The organism is Holophagaceae bacterium (assembly GCA_016720465.1).
In the GTDB taxonomy this organism is placed as follows: domain Bacteria; phylum Acidobacteriota; class Holophagae; order Holophagales; family Holophagaceae; genus JANXPB01.
Genome location: JADKKO010000001.1, coordinates 754,981 through 773,749 on the forward strand (window position 1 = coordinate 754,981; position 18,769 = coordinate 773,749).

Genomic DNA, 18,769 nt, shown 5'->3' on the forward strand with positions numbered 1-18,769 from the left:
TGAATTCTTTCTTTTTGAATGCAACTCTGTATCAGGTGTCACCGCGCGCCCAGTTTCTCCATTTCCACGGTGGTGCCATCCGGGCGGGAGCTCAGCCCCAGCAGCGATTCGGTCCACCGCTTGCCTTCTTCCACCGCGGGCTGATCGAAGGGATCCACCCGGAGCGCGAGGCCCGTGAGGGCCACGATGAGCTGCCAGGCCATGAAGAGGCTGCCGAGATTCGATTCATTGGGAGTGCTGTCCAATTGCCACCAGACGATCGGCAGGTTCGCATCCGCCAGGGCGTGCTGGGTGCCCTCGGCCTCCGCTTCCAGGATCTGGGAAGGCTTCCACCGGCTGAGGCCCGGAAATGGGCACAGGCGCGGGGGAGCCAGGTACTCCTCTTCCGGGGGGCCGCCCATGGTGAGCAGGAAGACTCCCACGTCCTTGGGACCCGCGATCCAGCGCTGGAGCTGGGAATGCTGGTCCTGGGGCCCCAGGGCCTGGATGGGGGTGAGGCCCACCCGCGTTCCATCCTTCGCGATCTTGCCGAGGCTTTCCGCCACCAGTTGCACCCACCAGGCGCCCAGGCCACGGAGGCGGTTGCAGTAGGGCATCAGGACCCAGGTCTTGATGTTCCGGTGGTATCCCTCCAGGAGCTGGTCCACGGCCATCCAGACCCTCGAACCCCAGGGGCCGTGCCCATCCTGGGTCTCCTGGGCCACGCGCCGGGCCCCCTGCAGATAACTGAAGATGTCCTTTCCCATCCACGCCAGCGGCAGCGTCCCGGTGGGTGTGAAGGCCGAGTAGCGGCCGCCCACATCGCCTGGCAACTGCAGCAACTGCCATCCTTCGGCCCGGGCCATGCGGGCCAAGGGATTGCCGTCATCCTGCGTGAGCACCAGGGGCGCCTGCTTCCACCTTCCCCAATCGGGCTTCGAGCGGAGATGGGAGATCCAGGTCCAGGTTTCCAGCGTGCGCCCGCTCTTGGAGGCAAAGACCAACTGGTCGGTGTATCGCAATAGTCCGGCCTCCTGCTCCGGTCCCGCCAATGGAACCCAGTCTTGCCGCTGGCGCGTGTTTCCCAGGGCCTGGACGAGGGTGTTGGAGGGGCCCATTGAACCTCCGATGCCGCACCAGAGCAGCCTCGCATCCGGATCGAGCACTGGGAAGCGGGGCGGTGGATCCATGAGCCTCAACCATCCGGACATAGGATGGGATTCAAGTTCTGACCAAAGCCGGGCGTGGTCCATGAAACCTCCTGTTTCAGCCCAGGTTCCGCTGCAGGAGCTTGGGCGTGATCAAAGTGATGCCTACCGGGGTGACGTGGAACCGGCGGGCATCCTCATCGGGATCCTCGCCCACCACCAGGCCCCTTGGGATCCGGCACCCTCTTGCGAGAATGGCGCGGCGCAGGCGCGAGCCCTCCCCGATGTCCACATCGGGGAGGACCACGCTTTCCTCGACCCGGCTGTGGGGATGGATCTGGACCCGGTTGGAGAGAAGGGATCCCAGGATGCGCGCCCCTTCCAGCACGCAGCCAATGCCCACCACGCTCTCGTGGTTGGTGGCCGAAGTCTCCAGTTCGCTGCGGATGAATTTGGTCGGGGGCAGCTGCTCCATGTGGGTGAGCACGGGCCAGGCATCGTCGTAGATGTCCATGGGCGGCCGGGGACAGGTGAGGTCCATGTTGGCGTCCCAGAACGAATCCAGCGTGCCCACATCCCTCCAGTAGGGAATGCCCGGCGAGCTCTGGACGCAGCTCCGCTCGAAGCGGTGCGCCATCACCCGGGCTCCCTTCGCCACCACATACGGGATGAGGTCCCGGCCGAAATCATGGGACGACCCCAGCTCCCGGGCATCCCGTTTCAACTGGTCGTAGAGGAATCCGGCATTGAAGAAATAGATCCCCATGCTCGCCAGGGCCCGGTCCGGTTTGCCTGGTATGCAGGGCGGATCCTCCGGCTTTTCCACAAAGCCCACGATGCGGTCCTGCTCGTCCACCTGGACCACACCGTAATTTTTCGCCTCGGCGCGCGGCACCTCGGTGCAGGTGATGGTGAGATCGGCCTCCCGGGCCAGGTGGTCCTGCAGGAACGGCTTGTAGTCCATGAGGTACACGTGGTCCCCCGCCAGCACCAGGACGTTGCGCGGGCTGTGGGCCATGATGTTCTGGAGGTTCTGGAACACGGCGTCCGCCGTGCCCTGGTACCAGCTCTCGACCCCCGGGCGCTGTTCCGCGGGATAGGCATGCACGAACTCGTTCAACCGCCCGCTGAGGAAGCTCCAGCCCAGCTGCAGATGCTCCAGGAGCCGGTGCGCGTTGTACTGGGTGAGCACCATCACCCGCCGGAATCCGGAATTCACGCAGTTGGACAGCGTGAAATCGATGATCTTGAACTGCCCGCCGAAATCCAGGCCTGGCTTTGAGAACCGCTCTGTGAGCCCCTCCAGCCGTTTACCCCGCCCGCCTGCCAGGACCACCGTGATGGTCTGCCGCGGCGAGAGGGGCGGGGCCTGGAGGATCATGGCTTTCCTCACGAAAACGAGACCCCGGAAACAAGGTTCCCGAGGCGGTCGGTTCCAAGAACCCGCTGGCTCATCCCTACGGTCGAGTGCGGCCTGTTGGTCCAGAGAAGTTAAGTTCCGGCCAGCGCAGGGGGAAGGTCCCCTAGGGCAAATATGCGGAACGGCACATGTTTCCTGGGGCGCCCCGGTCCCCTGGACTGGAATGGTCCTCGCCTAGAGGCGTCCGCTCCGCTTGATCTCCAGATACCGGTTCACGAGGCCCGCCGCCAGGTTCTGGGGCAGCACATCCATACACAAAGCGCCGTGGGCGCGCAGGCGGTCGAAGGCTTCGCGGCGGGCGCCCAGGTAATCGTGCAGGGCGCCGGCCCGCAAGGCATCCCGGAAATCATGGATGCGATCCTGCAAGGCGGCGTCCAGGGCGGCTTCCCTCAAGGATACGAAGAGCACCAGATGCCGTTTCCGGAGCAGCGCGAGCGCGGGCTGCAGGTCCTCGCTGTCCTCGTCGCGCAGATTGGAGACAACCACCACCAGGGACCGCTTGGTGAGCCGCGTGGCGCAGTCCTTGGCGGCCGCCAGGAAATCCGAGGCGTGGGTCGTGGGTTCCAGGTCATAGAGGGCATTGAGGAACGCGTTGAGCGTTGGCATGGCCTTGCGGGGGTTCAGCACGCGGGCCGGGCCGCCGAAGGTCTGAAGGCCCACCGCATCGCCCTGGCGCAGCGCGACGTAGCCCAGCAGCAGCAAGGCGTTCAGGGCATGGTCAAAATGCGAAAGCTGTCCGCTGCTGGATTCTATTTCGGATTCCTTGGACCGCATGCGCCGCCCGCAATCCAGCAGGATGACCACCTGCTGGTCCCGCTCCTCCTGATATTCCTTGGAGATGAGCTTGCGCATGCGGCTGGTGGCCTTCCAATCGATCTGGCGCAGGGCATCGCCGCGGCGGTATTCCCTGAGCTGGTTGAATTCCATGCCCTCGCCGCGCCTGCGCTTGCGAAGGATGCCCAGGGAGGGCAGCCGCCGGTCCGTAGCCCTGAGCGCCGACCCAGCCACCATGGCGAAATTCGGATAGACCTTCACGGTTTCGCCCTGCCCTGCCTTCCCATTCCGCCGCCAGAAACCCCAGGGCGAATCCAGCAGCACCTGCACCGGCCCGAAAGCGTGGAGCCCTCGGCCCATAGGCCGGACCCGGTAGTGCACTTCGGCCCAGGCTCCGGGGCCCAGGTCCACCTCCTGCGGCAGGCCTCTCGTTTCGCAACGTTCGGGGTGGTGGTCATAGATGTTCAGCCGGAGGGCAGCGCCGCTGGCATTGCGGAGGCGGATGCCCACATCGCTCCAGGCGCCCAGGGGCAACGAGCCCGCCACCCGCCGGGCGGCCGCGGGCGGCTCCAGAAGGAAAGCCCGCAGCGCATCCAGGCTCAGCACGACGATGAGCATGGTGCCTGCGATGATCCAGATGCTGAGCAGCGCCGGCCGCCAAACCGCGGGCAGGGCCGTGGCCAAAAGAACGGCCATGGCCCAAACCGCCCGCCGGGTGGGAATCATCAGGATCACCGCCTCGGTGCCGCCACTTTTTCGAGGATGCCGTCCAGGATGCCATCCACGGTGTGGCCTTCCAGCTCCGATTCCGGGGCCAGGGCCAGGCGGTGGCGCAAGGCGGGCTTGGCGATGGCCTTCACGTCGTCGGGGGTGACGAAATCCCGGCCCGCCAGCAGGGCCGAAGCGCGTCCGGCGCGCACCAGGGCGATGGCGCCCCGGGGCCCGGCGCCCATGGACACGCCCGGCCAGCCACGGGTGGCCCGGGTGATGGCGATGGCGTAGGCGAGCACCGCATCGTCCACCCGCAGCGTGGAAACGATGGATTGCACTGCGAGGATGTCCTCGGGCGAAGCCAGCGCGCGCACATCCTCCACGCGGAGGGAATCCCCCACCTGGCCGTCGGTGACGCGGCGGACCAGATCCACTTCGGCGCTTTCGGCGGGATAGCCGATGTAGACCTTCATCAGGAAGCGGTCCAGCTGGGCCTCGGGCAACGGATAGGTGCCCTCCTGCTCGATGGGATTCTGGGTGGCGAGGGCCATGAAAGGCGCATCCACAGTCAGGCTCTGGCCATCGATGGTGACCTGCCTTTCCTGCATGACTTCCAGCAGCGCGCTCTGGGTCTTCGCCGGGGCGCGGTTGACCTCGTCCGCCAGCAGCAGGTGCGTGAAGACCGGCCCTTTGCGCAGGGTGAAGGTGCCGCTGGCCGGGTCGTACATGGAGTGTCCCATCACATCCGAGGGCATGAGATCCGGCGTGAACTGGATGCGGGCGTGCTGGCCCCGGAAAGTCCGGCAGAGCGCCCTCACCAACAGCGTCTTGCCCAGGCCCGGCACGCCTTCGAGCAGCACATGGCCGCCCGCGAAAAAGGCCGTCAGCACTTGGTCCACCACGGCTTCCTGGCCCACGAGGGCTTTGGCGATCTCGCCGCGCATGGCGGCGGCCAGGGCAGTGGCCGATTCTAGGTTCAGGTTCGCGCTCATAGCAGTTTCCTCAAGTGTTCGAGTGTGCGGATGGCAGCGGTGAATTCCGCCGGGGTCGCGTAATGGTCTTCGAATAGAGCGCGGAGCAATTGCTGGTCTGGCAGCTGCGAGAAGGCCGCGAGCTGGACCTGGAGCAGAGGCAGGGGCAGCCGCGCCCAGGCCGGATGGGTGCTTTCGATGCGCGCCATGAGCGCCGCACGCGTCACCTTCACCAGGCGGTCGCCGGCGCCTTCATGCCAGAGGAGCCGGCCGCTGGCGTCGACGTGCTCCAGCAGGCTGCGGCGTGCCGGGTCCGGCACCGGCATCAGGGGTCCGAACCGCGGCGCGGCCTTCCAGAACAGGACCGCCACGAGCGCCCCCAGGCTGAGCAGCGCCATCCACGCATGTCGGCCCAGCCAACCCATCAGCCCCTCCGAAGGATCGCCGCGCAGCAGCCAGATATGGCCCGTGGCCGGCCTATCCTTCACCAATTCCCAGAGCAGCTCCGCATGGTCGCGCTTGACGATGCGGTAGTTGGTGAACCCGTCCAGATCCGTGAAAACGAACACGCGGCCCTTGCCCAGCTCAAAGCGCAGGAAGTGCGCCGCGGCTTGGTCCTGCTGGATGCCCGCGGCTCGATCGCGGCGGCCGGCAAGGCGGATCCACGGATCGGTGTCCACGAGGAAAGGAGCCTCGCCATCGCGCAATCGGAGTTCCCCCGAGGCCCTGAAGTCGAGCAAGGGATTTCCGCTGCCGGACCCGGCGGATCCGTCCTCCGCCTCCGGGTCCGCCTTGGAGGGCGCCGGGGGCTTCACGCCGACGACCCGCACGCCCAGCCGCTCCATCAAGGGATCGCGCAGCGCGAAGGAGGAAACTGCGTTGGGCTGCTCCTCTTTTTCCTGGATCACGCGCTGGCGGGCAGCGCTGGCGGAGGCTTCATCGGCCTCGAGAATCAGCAGGCCGCCCTGTTCCACGAATGCGCCCAGCCGCCGCGCCTGCTGGGGGCTGAAGCCATGGCCGCGATCCAGCATCAGCAATGTTCCGGCCGGGTCCAAGTGCTCTGTATCGGCCGGCAGCCCCTCGTGGAAGCTCGCGGCGCGGCCGTTTTTTTCGAGCAATAGCTGCGCGGCGAGCATGGGGTTGCGGAGGGCTTCGGGTTCGAACCGGGTATGGATTTTTTCCGTGCGCCAAGTGGTGAAATGGAGCGCAGCCCAGATGCCTGCGCCCAGCAGCGCCAGCAGCAGCGCGATGGCAAGGCCGCGCTTCATGGTCCGCCCCGCTGGAAATGCTCCCGCCAATCAGCGCAGAGCCGCTGCGCCAGTCCATCCTCCGGCGGCGTGTGGCGGTAGGCGGTGAGCAGCCAGGCTTTCGTGAGGGCGCCGAAATAGGCCTGGCCGCCCTTGCCGAGCACATCGCCGGCCGCCCGCAGGCAGTCGCCCTCGGTGGAGCCGATTCCGAGCTCCACCAGGTGGGTATGGACCAGGGCGACGAGAGCGCCCCGGTACAGCAAGGCCAGCGCTTCGCGCCGCCGTCCCTCCCGCCACAGGCTCCATGAAGCGGCCGGCACATCCTCCGGCAGGTTTTCCGGCCTCATATCCAGGCCGAAGAGCGCGTCAGGGGGCTGCAATGCTTTTTTCTGCCGGAAAGCCCGCCCGATGGCCGATCGGAAATGCCAGAGAACCCAGGCCACGGCCGCAAACAACAGGGCGATGAAGATGCCTTTGAGGAAGGGCGCCAGGCTTTCGCCGAGCCATTTGATCCACCCGAAATCGAATTTCGGCCGTTTTTCTTTGGGGTCGTCTTTCTTGAACAGCCATTGGGGGACCTTGATCTCCTTTGCCTCCCCGAATTCCTTGCGCTGCATGATCTCCGCAATCTGCCGCTTGGCCTGGCTCTCCGGCCGCATCCCGGGCGTGGGCTCGGTCGGTTCCAGGAGGCCCTGGGCCGCCGTGGCTGGCGGCGGTTTCGGCTGGCCGTCGGCGATGAGGGTCCCGGATGCCAGCGTGAAAACCAGCGCCGCCTGGAGGACCGCGCGGACCCCGGCCTTGGAGATGCGTTGGGCCAGCGCCCGGAATGCCAGCTCGATGTCCCAGCCTTCCAGTTCGGCCCGCCGCACCAGGTAGAGGCCGAAACCGCCTGCCACATAGAACGGCTCGATGATGCCCGTGCCGGCGAAGGCCGCGACGAAGAGCAGGCGGCCGGGGGCAGGGCCGGAACCGCCCTGGTTGAACAGCCAATCGAAGAAATTCCAATCGCTGGAATTCGGCACGAGCATCGCCACTAGGCCCAGAAAGGCCATCTGCAGGATCAGGTCGAAATGCAGGCAGGCCAGCATGAGCATCGCCGCCGAGCCGCCCCCATGCCTGGCCATGACGGACCAGCGGCGCCGCCAGGCGGCCCGCTTCAATCCCTCGAGCTGCCAGAGCGGAAGCGACATGGCGCGGCCAGGCGCGAACCTCCGCCAGGTCAAGCTGGCGATCAGGCCGGTCCGCGGCCCGCCGAAAAAACGTTTCAACGTTTCCATGGGCCCGGGCACCTGGCCGAAGGTGGCTTGGGACAGCACAAACAGCGGCAGGCGGTCCAGCGCAGGCTTCAACCACCACAGCGCGAGGAAGGCCCAGCCCGGGTGTTTCCAGAAGAGCGCCAGCAGCAGCGCCGCCAGGGGAGCCAGCGCCAGGAACCACGGAAGGAACACGGCCCGGGCGTGTTTCTTCAGCAGGAGAAATCCCAGATCCACTGCCTCCAGGGGCGGGCGCGGGCGCACGACGACCTGCAGGTCCTCAACCCGCATGGACATCACCGGGGCCGCGGCCCGCCAGCAGGAAATAAGCCAGCAGCAGGGCCGCCATTGCGCCGCCGAAGGCCAGCTTCAGGCCGAAGGGCACATCCACCTGGGAGGACCAGAAGGCCTCAACGAAGGCCGCCATGAGGGTCATGGCCGCCGTTCCATACATGATGCGGACCGCCTTGCGGGCGGCCTCTTTCAAGGACTCCAGGCGCGGCCTGCGTCCGGGGGCCAGCCAGGCGAAGCCGATCTTCAACCCAGCGGCCCCCGCGAAGATCGCCGCCGTGAGTTCCAGGGCGCTATGGCCGACCACGAATCCGTAAAAGGTGTGGGCGAGCCCGGCATTCACGAGATGTCCTTCCACGGTGCCGAACATGAGGCCGTTGTAGACCAGGAAGAAGATGGAACCGAGGCCCAGCAGCAGCCCCGTGGCGAAGCACTGGAAATCCAATCCGATGTTGTTGCGGATGTAGAACCCGAACATGGCGACATCGGTGTCGGCTTCCCGCGCCGGGCCCAGGGCCCTATTGCCAGGGCTGTACATCGCCTCGAACTGCGCCAATTGCGACGGCGCCATCATCAGGAACGCCGCATCGGGTTTCAGCCGCACCGCGGCCATCATGGCGCCGTAGGGGCCGAGCATCAGCAGAGCCGAAAGCGCCACCAGCCGCCATTCCGCCCGAATGGCCCTGGGAAATCCGCTGCGGATGTAGTTGAGGCCGTCCATGGACAGACCCGCGCGGGCGCCGTGCAGCCGCTGATGGGCCCGGAGCACGAGTCCGTTGAGCCGGTCCATCAGCAGCGCGCTGTACTGGCGTTCGCGGGCCAGGGCGAGATGGTTGCAGACCTGGCGGTACAAGCGCGGGATATCGTCGGGCGGAATGGGCGCGGCGGCAGGGCCGTCCCCCTTTTTGCCGCCCGCGTCCAGCCAACGCTCCAGGGTTTCCCATTGGAGCTGGTGCTGCGCGATGAAAGCTTCCTGTTTCATCCGCTCACCGCCCCACCAGGGCCCGCGCCATGCCCGCCAGCCGCTTCACGCCTTCGGCGCCCTGGAACCCGGTCAGCGGCTCCGCGAGGGTCGCCAGCTCTTCGGCCCTCTGGGGGCTGAAGGTGCCTGCCCGTTCCCCGAAGGCGATGATGGCCCGTTGATCCTCGAGGCTCAGCGGGCAGGGGGGCGGCAAAGATTCCACATCGAAATGGCGCAACCGCGGGCTCCCCTTGCGCACGTGCACCACCACGGTGCCCGCGGCCAGATCGCCCAGGCGCTTGAAGTCCCGGGACAGCAGCATCGAAATCAATCCGAAGCCATAGAGGAAGGGCAGGAAATCCACAGTCAGCAGCAGATTCCGGGCCAGGCTGGCGGACCAGGTGACCGGACTGCCGTCGTCCAGCAGCACCCGCAGCCCGGCGGCTTTCTTTCCCGGTGTCTGGCCGCTCCAGAACACTTCGCAGAAGACCGGGTAGAACCACTCCACCAGGAACAGGCAGATGAAGAACAGGCCCATGCCCGCCCGGCCCAGAAAAGAAAAACCGATGCCGAGCACCAGGTAGGCGACCGCGCGGATGAGCACATCCACCAGCCAGGCCTGCGCCCGCGCCACCGGCCCCGCGATCCGCAGATCCAGGGTGATGCCCTCCGGCGTCTCGATGGGCCGCGCCGTATCGAGCATCACGCCCGCACGTTCGTGTTGGCGGTATTTTGCGAGTCGGAGTTCAAGCTCAAGAAACCTGGGAAAGCACCAGTCTATACGATAAACTTTTTGTTTTTGCCGAAAGCCCCACATGTCCTCTGCGTCCAGAAAAATAGCCCTGCTCGCCATCGGCGGAAACGCCTTGCTGAAAGAAGACGAGCGAGGCCTGCAGGAAGAGCAATTGGAGAACGCGCGGGACTGCGCGGAGATGCTGGCCCGCGTGGTGGCCCAGGGCTACTCGCTTTGCGTGGTGCATGGCAACGGACCGCAGGTTGGCAACCTGCTCATCCAGCAGGAATCCGCCTCCAACCAGATACCGCCCTACAACCTGGATATCGCCGTGGGCATGACCCAAGGATCCATGGGCTACATGCTCGAACGCATGCTCATGAACCGCCTCCATTTTGAAAAACTGGACGCGCCCGTGGCCACGATCCTCACGGAAGTGGTCGTGGACAAGTCCGATCCCGGCTTCGAGAATCCGACCAAGCCCATCGGCCCCTTCTACCCGGAGTTCCGCGCGCTGGAACTCATGCGGCAGAAGAAATGGAAGATGAAGGAGGACAGCGGCCGCGGCTGGCGCAAGGTGGTGCCTTCCCCCAGCCCCATCGAGATCGTGCAGCTGGCCGCCATCAAGGACCTGCTGGAGCACGGGCACTGCGTCATCGCCGGCGGCGGCGGCGGCATCCCGGTGATCCGCGACGCGTCAGGACTGCTGGTGGGCGTGGAAGCCGTCATCGACAAGGACCGCCTGAGCGCGTTGCTGGCGGCCAACCTCGGCGCGGAGCTTTACATCATCCTCACGGGCGTCGCGAAGGTGGCGCTGGATTTCGGGAAGCCCGCCCAGCGCTGGGTGGACCGCATGACCGCGGCGGAGGCCAGGGCCCACCTCGCGGACGGCCAATTCCCAGCGGGCTCCATGGGCCCCAAGATCGAAAGCGCGCTGTCCTTCATCGAGGCCGGCGGACACGAGGTCCTCATCACCACCGCCGAAGCCCTGAAGCATGAAGACCCGGAAACCGTGGGCACGCGCATCACGCGAGGTTGAGCTGGCCCACCTGGCTCCCAGGGAATACCCGCGAAGGGCCGCGAAATCGCTGCGCTCAGGGGAAGGGCCGCGAAAAATCTGTGTGTCTCGGGTATCGGCCCGGCCGATTCCCGAAAAGAAAAACCCACACGAATCGCACCGGAAGCCCCGAGTTCCACAGTGCTTCATTCCGGCCCGGAATCGCCTCGCGGGGGCACGCAGCGCCCGCGGGCCACTGCCCCTTGATGAGCCCCCCCGAGGCGATGAACCGGTGTGGCAAAATGTTTTTCGCGGCCCTTTTGCTTTGTTCTTCGCGGCCCTTCGCGGGGATCTGTTGCCCAGCTGCTCCTACCGGCCTTCACGCCAGCAGCACGAAGGCGATGCGGAAGGTGCTGCCGTGGCCGGGCCGGCTTTCCACCGCGATGTTCGCGCCGTGGGCGTCCACCAGGCTCTTCACGATGCTCAGGCCCAGGCCCCAGCCCTTGCCGATGTCGCCGATCTCCACCTGGGTGAAGGGCTGGAACAGCCGTTCCATCTCCCCCGCATCGAACCCCCGGCCCGTGTCCCAGATTTCCAGGACCCAGCGTTCCCCCTTAACGCTGGACCTCACGCCCACGCTGCCCCCCGGGGCCGTCACCTTGAGGGCGTTGCCGAACAGATTGAGGAGGACCTGCTGAATGGCCAGGGCATCCGCCAGCACCTGGCCTTCGGCCGGGCCGACTTCCCATGAAAAATGCAGCCCGGCCCATTCTGCCTTCAACCGCAGGGCGTCTTCCATCCCCTCCAGGAGCGTGTGGGGGAAGGCGCGGACCATGTGCAGCGTCTGGTCCACGGCCTCGCTGCGGGACTGGTCCAGAAGCCGCCGCAGCAGCCCATCCAGGCGCTCCGCCTCCTTGGCGATGATTTCAAGCTGGGCCGGCGGGCTCTCGCCCCGGTCCTGCGCCTCGATCCCCATCTGGTCCGCGAGCAGGTTGATGGTCGTGATGGGCGAGCGCAGGTCGTGCACCACCATGCGCGTGAACACCACCTTCGACTCCAGGATCTGCTTGACCTGCTCATGGGCGGCCTCGAGTTCCTGGTTCCGCTGGTTCAGGGACCGCGTGCGCTCTCCCACCTGAAATTCGAGCATCCTCGCCACGCGGCGGAGGCGGAGGGTCCGCCAGTGGATGAAAGCCCCCACCCCGGCGAGGCCCAGAAGGACCAGCGCCAGGCGGCCGAGGGGATGTTCCACCCAGGTGGGCCGGACCTTCAGCGAAACCGGAGGTCCCTCCAGCCAATGACTGCCGTCCTGGCTGGTCCGCACGCGGAACTGATAGGAACCCGCCGGCAGGTGTTCGTAGCGCACGGTGTTGCCTTCGCTGATCCGCTGCCACTCCTGGGACAGTCCTTCGAGATGGACTTCATAGATGGGCGGATGGTCGAAGATGGGCATTCCCAGCTCGAAATTGAATTCGATGAACTCCCGCCGGGGCGGAAGTTCTAGCTGGGCCGGCAGGTGGGCGCGCGCCCCCGGCCAGGCCGCTTCCAGCACCTGGGGCGTGGGCATTCCGGGCAGGCGCAGCGGTTCCCGGGTGTCCAGGATGCACACCCCGTTGATCATGCCGAACCAGAGGCGGCCCTTTTCATCGAGGCGCACCGACCCCTGGTTCGTTTCATCGGAGAGCAGGCCGACGGATTGATTCAAGTGGAGCAGGCGGCCGTCGCCCTCGAGCAGGGTCACGCCTTTGCCGTGGCCGATGGCGACCCGTCCCTGGCCTCCGTCGCCGACGAAATAGATGTTCGCGTCCGGGAGGCCTTCTTCGATGCCCATGCGCGTCCAGCGTCCATCTTCATGCGTATAGAGCCCCTGCACGGTTCCCACCAGCAGCGAACCCCGGGTGTTCCGGTGCATGGTGAGCACGCTGACATTGTCGAAGGGGGTTTTCGGGAAGGCCCGGACCAGGCGCTGGCCGTCGAACCGGTACAGTCCCTTGGAACACCCCACCAGGACGCTGTCGCCATCTTTGGCCAGCACGTAGGCGTCATTGACCCCGGCCTCCCGGGGCATCTCGATGGTGCGTTCCACCCGGCCCGAGAGGTCCATTTCCACGAGCCCGCGGTCGGTGCCGACCATGAGCATGCCGCGCCAGGCCAGGACCTGGAAGACGCGCGCATCCCCGAGGATCTTCCCAGGCTGCACCCGGGCATTTTTCCAGCGCCCCATGCCCTTGGCGCTGCCCAGCCAAAGTCCGCCGCTGCCATCCGGATAGAGGCTCCAGATCTCGTTGGAAGGCAGCCCTTCCTTGATGGTCCACCGGGCCGTGAGGCCTTTGCCTTCCGTCCAGAGGTAGAGGCCGCGGCTGGTGCCCAGGAAGGTGCCGATGCCAGGCAGCGGTTCGATGGCCAGCACTGCGCCCAGTTCGAAGGGCACCTGCGTTTTGATGCCGTGGAGTCCCGGCACCGCGAGGGCATACAGCCCGGCGCCGTCGGAGCCGATCCAGAGGATGCCCTGGTGGTCCCGGTAGGCCAGGTTGATGTGCTCCTCCGGCAGGCCGTCCTTCATGGTCCACCAGCGGTTGGCTCCGCCGGGAGACTGGGTCCACAACCCATCGTCGCCGAGCCCCACCACCAGGGAACCATCCCGGTCGAAACTGAAATCCTGGAGTTTGGGGACTCCGTCGTAACCCTTCAAGGGGATCGGCACCCAGGCGCCGTCTTCTTTCCTGAAGAGGCCGGGGCGCGTGAGCACGCAGGGCCTGCCCTTCGGGTCCAGCACGATCTTCCAGACCTCCCGCGCAGCGACTTCTTTGGGAAGGGTTTCCTCGATCAACCGATGGCCATCCCAGAAGCCCACCCTGCCCTTGCGCGTGCTCAGCCAGAACCCGCCCTGGGCCTGGGCGATCCCGTAGATGGGTTCTTTGGGCCACGCACCCAGAGCCACCTGCTGGAACGCGCTGCCATTCCAGTGGTAGAGCCCGCCTCGGGTTCCCACCAGCATGCCCCCGGCGCCATCCTCGGCCAGACAATAGGAATTCATGGCTGGAAAGCCTTCGGCTGGGCCGAAGGACTGCACCTGGCTGCCCCGGATCCGCGCCAGGGTGGCGTCGACCTGGGCGACCCAGATGGCCCCTTCCCGGTCCTCCAACAGGGCGGTCACCTGGCCGACGCCAAGGCCCTGGGCCAGGCCGAAGCTCTTGAAACCGGAGGCTCCCAGCCGCGCCACGCCGCCCTGGGTCCCCACCCACAGGAATCCCCTTCGGTCCTCCAGCAGCGCCCGCACCTGGCTCTGAGGCAGGCCGTCGCGGCCGTCGAAATGCCTGAAGGCCAGGGGCTGCGCAGGAAGCGCCAGGCCGATCCCCAGCGCCGCCGCCAGGCACGCCAAGCGGCGGAGCAGCGATGCAAAGGGATCAAAGGAGTCGCGCATGGTTGGAAAAGGGTTGGGAGGATTCAGGACGAGCTTAGCCTCGTTCACCATAAAACCGATATTTTTCCGCCCTTGCGCCGATGCGCTGGAGAGGGCCCCTTCAGGTCCGGTCGGATCCATGGTTAGCTGTGCAGACAACCCTTTGGAGCGCCGATGTATGCCCTCGCCATCGTCCGATACCGGAAGCCCCTGGACGAAGTATTGACGGTCCTGGACGAGCACCGGGCCTACCTGCGGACGCTGCAGGACAGGGGCCTGCTGCTGGCCTCCGGACCGCTGGATCCCAGAAGCGGCGGAGCGCTGCTGCTCAGGGTTCCGGATGATTCGGTCCATGCCTCCCTGGACCGCATCCGCGACGAGGATCCATTCACCAAGGCCCGCCTGGCCCAGTACGAACTACTGCCCTGGTCCCCCGTAATCGGAATCGAAGGATTGGACAAACTATGAATGCCATCCGCTGCCTAATCATCTCCATTGCAGCCGTGCTCCCCATGCAGGCACAAGAGGCGGACCTGCATCTGGACGCGGGTCTGGCCACCAGCCTGGACCGCGACTGGAAGAGCCTGCGCGACACCTCCGGCGAGGCAGGCGTGGTGACCAAATTTCCCTTGGCGATCGAGGGGGCCTTGGTGTTTCCGAAAGGGCCCGGTGCCATCCGCGCGGCCCTGCGCATCGCCGTGGATGAGCCCTTCAGCAATCTCCAGCTCGGCGCGGATTGGATCCATACCTTTTCAAGGAAGGGGGCGGAAACCGTCTATGGCAGCGCCGGCCTGAGCTTGAACAACGTCAAGGGCCGCATCCAGGTGGCGCCCCCCAATTATCCGGATCCGGGCGCCTATGAGGAGCGCAGCCAGAGCGCCAGGCCTGGCGTCCGGTTGGGCATGGGCTACGCCTTCAACCGGAATTTCGCCTTCGAGTGCGCCGTGAACTACATCAGCCTGGGAAGCACCGGCGCCAATGGCTTCCTGCATTCCAGCTCGGTCTACATGACGCTCACAGGCTCCTACCGCATTCCGAAAATCCTTGGCGGAAAGTAGAAGTCGGAAGTCGATTAGCCACAGGCAGGACCGTGGCTCATTCTGCATCCTTTCGGTATCGCTTCGCGATGCGCGAGGCCGCCCGCTAATTCCCTTCGGGCGCCACGAGGATCATGAGGGTTCCACCCGTCTCCACGGTGGCGCCCTCTTGTACCGTGATTTTGGAAACTCTTCCCGCTGAAGTCGCTCTCAACTCATTCTGCATTTTCATGGCCTCCATGATGAGAAGGGGCTGGGCTTCGATGACGGTGTCGCCCTCTTTGACCAGGAGCTTCACGACCTTGCCGGGCATGGGAGCCGTGAGGGTGCCGCCGGAGGATGCGGCGCCGCCGGCCGCCGCCAGGAGGGCCTTGCGCGGGTCCTGCAGCGCAAACTCGTAGGGGGCGTCGAAGAGTGTCGCGCGGAAGCCCTGGACATCGGGATCGGCCTGCTTCATCGCATCCAGGCGCACGTCCACGGATCGGCCGTCCATGATCACCGACCAGCTTCCGGGCTCCATCTCCAGGATGTCCACGGCCTGGGCCGTGCCGTCCCAGACAAGTGTCGTCACGCCATCCTGGCGAAGGATCTCGACATCGTGGGTTTCTTTACCAATGAGAAGTGTGCGTTTCATGAGTTTCTCCGGCTATGTGGGGGGGGTTGAAAAACGAATTTCAACCCCCCGGGATTGTTTGGGGGGGGCCCCCCCCCGCGGCCGGCGCCCCAAACCGGGTTGGGGAAGGGTGGAAATAATATTTGAAAAAATTTTAAATAATTTAAATTCATTCGACCACCAAGAAGTAAAGGACCTAACCAAGTCTTGAGAGGAACAACAAAAGCTTAAAGGACCACAAATTAATAAAGGTTGTCAGACACAAACACAAAGACACAAAACCTTGAGTAAAAAGAGCATTTCTTTGTGTCTTTGTGACTTTGTGGTTCATCTTTTTGCCTTTGTGGTTTCTTAGCGTCTCGGTGGTTCAAAGGCGACCTGTTGAACTTTCCCCAATGCTTCCATGCATCAGGCCTGCCTTCGCTTGAACCCGCGGGCTGGGAGGCCCGCCGTTCTTCGTTGTCCAGCTCCGCGACCAGGGCGGCGGCCACGGCGAATTTCAGGTTGGGGCCGGCTTCCTTCTTCTTCCAGAAGGGTTTGTCCAGCATGCCCGTGTGCAGCGCGCCGCTGCGGAAGGGTTCGTGCTCCATGAGCACTTCATGGAAGGCCACGTTGCTGCGGATGCCGCCGATGCGGTATTCGCCGAGCGCGGCGCGCATCTTGTCGACGGCTTCGAGGCGCGTGGGGCCCCAGGTGCTCAGCTTCGAGATCATGGGGTCGTAGAACATGGACACTTCGCTGCCCTCGCAGACGCCGCTGTCGTCGCGCACGTTGGGGCCCGCGGGGGTCCGCAGGAAGCTGATCCTGCCGGGGCTCGGCATGAAGTTCTTGTCCGGGTCCTCGGCGTAGATGCGGCATTCCATCGCCCAGCCATTGAGTTTGATTTCGCTTTGGGCCAGTGGCAATTTTTCGCCGCGAGCCACGAGGATCTGCCACTTCACCAGGTCCTGGCCCGTGATCCATTCGGTGACGCAGTGCTCCACCTGGAGGCGTGTGTTCATCTCCAGGAAGTAGAAATTGCGGTCCGCGTCCGCCAGGAATTCCACGGTGCCCGCGCCCACGTAATTCACGGCCCGCGCCACCTTCAGCGCCGCCTCGCCCATGGCCGCGCGCATCTCCGGCGTGACGTGGGGGCTGGGGGCCTCTTCGATGACCTTCTGGTGGCGCCGCTGCACCGAGCACTCGCGTTCCCACAAGTAAACGTAGTTGCCGTGCTGGTCGCCGAAGATCTGGATCTCGATGTGCCGGGGCTGCTGGATGGCTTTCTCGATATAGACGCTGTCATCGCCGAAGGAAGAAAGCGCCTCGCCCCGGGCGCGGGGCAGCCCGGTCTTCAATTCCTCGGCGTTCTTCACCAGGCGCATGCCCTTGCCGCCGCCGCCCATGGCGGCCTTCAGCATCACGGGGAAGCCCATCTTCTCGGCTTCCACCAGCAGGTCTTCGTCGCTCATGGTTTCCTGGATGCCCGGCACCACGGGACATCCAGCCTTGATGGCCACGATCCGCGCCTCGGTCTTCGAACCCATGCGGACGATGGACTCGGGCCGCGGCCCGATGAAGGTGATGCCGTTCGCTTCGAACAGCTTGGCGGCCTCGGCGTTCTCGCTCAGGAATCCGTAGCCCGGATGGATGGCGTCCGCGCCGGATTTTTTCGCCGCTTCCAGGATCTTCTCAACCACAAGGTAGGACTCCCGGGCCGGAGCCGGCCCGATGCAGTAGGCTTCGTCCGCCATGCGCACATGCAAGGCGCCCCGGTCCACCTCTGAATAGACGGCCACCGTCGGGATGCCCATCTCACGACAAGTGCGGATGACCCGGCACGCAATTTCGCCCCGGTTCGCGATTAATACTTTGGTCACTGGCATATGTATTCCTTTGAGCTATTTCCTGTGGTCCATGGCTGTGGCTACGCGCTTGGCGAGATACCGGTCCCCGATCGCTTCGCTCCCGCTCCCGCTTCGCGGGTCGCGGAGGGGACCTCGCATCTCGCGACAAGTGCGGATGACCCGGCACGCAATTTCGCCCCGGTTCGCGATCAATACTTTGGTCACTGGCATCGTCAAACTCCGAATTTCCGGCATCATCGAAGAGATGCGAACCCCCAGACTAGCAAACGCGGGCTTGGCTTTCCTGCTTGCACTTTCCTCCGGCGCCTGCGGCCGCAAGGGGGATCCCATTCCGCGCCCCCGGGCCGAGCCCCAGGCGCCCGCGGCGCAATGGGCGGCCCTGAGGCAGCTGGATGTGGTGCTGCCGGCCCGCGATGCCCGCGGCGAGTCCCTGGTGGGCCTGGAGATGCTGCGGATCTTCTACGTGCCTTTGGGCACCGTGAAACCGGGCCCCCGCGAGATCGTCGCCAAGGGCGAAGTGGTGGTGGAGCGCCGCCGCCCCAATCTGCCGGCCCCCGGCAAACGGATGCGCATCGACATGTCCGACCTCATCCGCCCCCAAGGCTGGATGGTGGTGGTGGCCGTCCGGGTGGGCGATGTGGCCGGCCCACCCTCTGACACGCTGGTTTGGCTGGATCCGGCGTTGTGAAGGGGGGGTGAGTGCGGAGTTGAGAGTTGAGAGTCGAGGGTCGAGAGTTGAGAGTTTAGAGTCGAGGGTTGAGAGTCGAGAGTCGAGAGTCCATCACCATCGTCGGTTCCGTGTTTCAATCGCCCATGAAAAATCGATAATCGACAATCTCGGAGAACCACCATGCCTCTATCCATGATCGCCCTTCCCCAGCCCGACGAGTACGCATCGTCCTACGCGGGCTACATCGCCAAAGTGCCCGAGCTGAATGTGCTCGAGGCCCTGGAATCCAATCTGGATGAACTGGCGTTGCTCGGATCCGTACCCGACCACCAGGCGGGCCACCGCTACGCCCCGGACAAATGGAGCATCCGCGAAGTGGCGGGGCACCTCATCGATGCGGAGCGGGTGTTCGCCTACCGCGCCCTGCGGTTCTCGCGGAAGGATGCGACGAATCTGCCCGGCTTCGATGAAAACGAATTCGTGGCGGCATCGGCCCACGACCGCTGCCGCCTGGAGGATCTGCTGGAGGAGTTCCGGCTCACCCGCCAGTCCAACCTCTGGATGTTCCGCGGCATGACGCCGGAGATGCTGGAGATCCGCGGCACCGCCAATGGCCATGCCATGAGCGTGCGGGCCGCGGCGGCTGTCATGGCCGGGCACCTGAGGCACCACGTGGGCGTTCTGAAAGAGCGGTATTTGTGACTACGAGCTATG

17 protein-coding genes are annotated in these 18,769 nt (G+C 65.3%); 5 read left to right on the forward strand and 12 right to left on the reverse strand.

The annotated features are described in order from the left end of the window. Positions 1–38: 38 nt before the first annotated feature. The 8 genes from IPQ13_03345 to IPQ13_03380 form a co-directional block, all read right to left on the reverse strand. Positions 39–1,169, reverse strand: a complete 1,131-nt coding sequence (locus tag IPQ13_03345; GenBank protein ID MBL0209938.1) for a hypothetical protein — start codon at positions 1,167–1,169, stop codon at positions 39–41. Between the two features lie 76 nt (positions 1,170–1,245). Beyond that, positions 1,246–2,508 carry a glucose-1-phosphate adenylyltransferase gene (gene glgC, locus IPQ13_03350; protein ID MBL0209939.1) on the reverse strand — a complete coding sequence of 421 codons (1,263 nt, stop codon included), beginning with the start codon at positions 2,506–2,508 and terminating at the stop codon, positions 1,246–1,248. A 213-nt stretch (positions 2,509–2,721) separates the two neighbouring features. Continuing rightward, entirely contained in the window at positions 2,722–4,017 is a 1,296-nt protein-coding gene (locus IPQ13_03355) for a DUF58 domain-containing protein (GenBank protein MBL0209940.1), read from the reverse strand. Positions 4,018–4,052: 35 nt separating this feature from the next. Next, positions 4,053–5,024 (reverse strand): MoxR family ATPase, encoded by a 972-nt coding sequence (locus tag IPQ13_03360; protein ID MBL0209941.1) that lies wholly within the window; start codon positions 5,022–5,024, stop codon positions 4,053–4,055. Further along, positions 5,021–6,271, reverse strand: a complete 1,251-nt coding sequence (locus IPQ13_03365) for a DUF4350 domain-containing protein (GenBank protein MBL0209942.1) — start codon at positions 6,269–6,271, stop codon at positions 5,021–5,023. The genes IPQ13_03360 and IPQ13_03365 overlap by 4 nt, the downstream gene beginning before the upstream one ends. Continuing rightward, entirely contained in the window at positions 6,268–7,794 is a 1,527-nt protein-coding gene (locus IPQ13_03370; protein ID MBL0209943.1) for a hypothetical protein, read from the reverse strand. The genes IPQ13_03365 and IPQ13_03370 overlap by 4 nt, the downstream gene beginning before the upstream one ends. Then, positions 7,784–8,776 (reverse strand): stage II sporulation protein M, encoded by a 993-nt coding sequence (locus tag IPQ13_03375; GenBank protein ID MBL0209944.1) that lies wholly within the window; start codon positions 8,774–8,776, stop codon positions 7,784–7,786. The genes IPQ13_03370 and IPQ13_03375 overlap by 11 nt, the downstream gene beginning before the upstream one ends. Positions 8,777–8,780: 4 nt before the next feature. Continuing rightward, a complete protein-coding gene (locus IPQ13_03380; protein MBL0209945.1) occupies positions 8,781–9,458 on the reverse strand; it encodes an RDD family protein in 678 nt (225 codons plus the stop codon). Positions 9,459–9,570: 112 nt separating this feature from the next. Between IPQ13_03380 and IPQ13_03385 the strand changes: the two genes are divergently transcribed. Next, on the forward strand, positions 9,571–10,527 hold the full coding sequence (locus IPQ13_03385) for a carbamate kinase (GenBank protein ID MBL0209946.1): 957 nt from the start codon (positions 9,571–9,573) through the stop codon (positions 10,525–10,527). 337 nt (positions 10,528–10,864) lie between these two features. Here the strand turns inward: IPQ13_03385 and IPQ13_03390 are convergent, their stop codons facing one another. Further along, a complete protein-coding gene (locus IPQ13_03390; GenBank protein ID MBL0209947.1) occupies positions 10,865–13,909 on the reverse strand; it encodes a hypothetical protein in 3,045 nt (1,014 codons plus the stop codon). 153 nt (positions 13,910–14,062) lie between these two features. Between IPQ13_03390 and IPQ13_03395 the strand changes: the two genes are divergently transcribed. Then, positions 14,063–14,356 (forward strand): hypothetical protein, encoded by a 294-nt coding sequence (locus IPQ13_03395; protein MBL0209948.1) that lies wholly within the window; start codon positions 14,063–14,065, stop codon positions 14,354–14,356. A gap of 44 nt (positions 14,357–14,400) precedes the next feature. Beyond that, positions 14,401–14,946 (forward strand): hypothetical protein, encoded by a 546-nt coding sequence (locus tag IPQ13_03400; protein MBL0209949.1) that lies wholly within the window; start codon positions 14,401–14,403, stop codon positions 14,944–14,946. Positions 14,947–15,031: 85 nt separating this feature from the next. Here IPQ13_03400 and IPQ13_03405 read toward each other — a convergent pair whose 3' ends face one another. The 3 genes from IPQ13_03405 to IPQ13_03415 form a co-directional block, all read right to left on the reverse strand. Beyond that, a complete protein-coding gene (locus IPQ13_03405) occupies positions 15,032–15,559 on the reverse strand; it encodes a biotin/lipoyl-binding protein (protein ID MBL0209950.1) in 528 nt (175 codons plus the stop codon). A 221-nt stretch (positions 15,560–15,780) separates the two neighbouring features. Continuing rightward, positions 15,781–17,403 carry an acetyl-CoA carboxylase biotin carboxylase subunit gene (locus IPQ13_03410; GenBank protein ID MBL0209951.1) on the reverse strand — a complete coding sequence of 541 codons (1,623 nt, stop codon included), beginning with the start codon at positions 17,401–17,403 and terminating at the stop codon, positions 15,781–15,783. A 15-nt stretch (positions 17,404–17,418) separates the two neighbouring features. Next, on the reverse strand, positions 17,419–17,595 hold the full coding sequence (locus tag IPQ13_03415; protein MBL0209952.1) for a hypothetical protein: 177 nt from the start codon (positions 17,593–17,595) through the stop codon (positions 17,419–17,421). 34 nt (positions 17,596–17,629) lie between these two features. On the opposite strand from IPQ13_03415, the gene IPQ13_03420 reads away from it, so the two are divergent. After that, on the forward strand, positions 17,630–18,073 hold the full coding sequence (locus tag IPQ13_03420) for a hypothetical protein (protein MBL0209953.1): 444 nt from the start codon (positions 17,630–17,632) through the stop codon (positions 18,071–18,073). 162 nt (positions 18,074–18,235) lie between these two features. Next, positions 18,236–18,757, forward strand: coding sequence for a DinB family protein (locus tag IPQ13_03425; protein ID MBL0209954.1), 522 nt, complete (start codon positions 18,236–18,238; stop codon positions 18,755–18,757). The last annotated feature ends 12 nt before the right edge of the window (positions 18,758–18,769 follow it).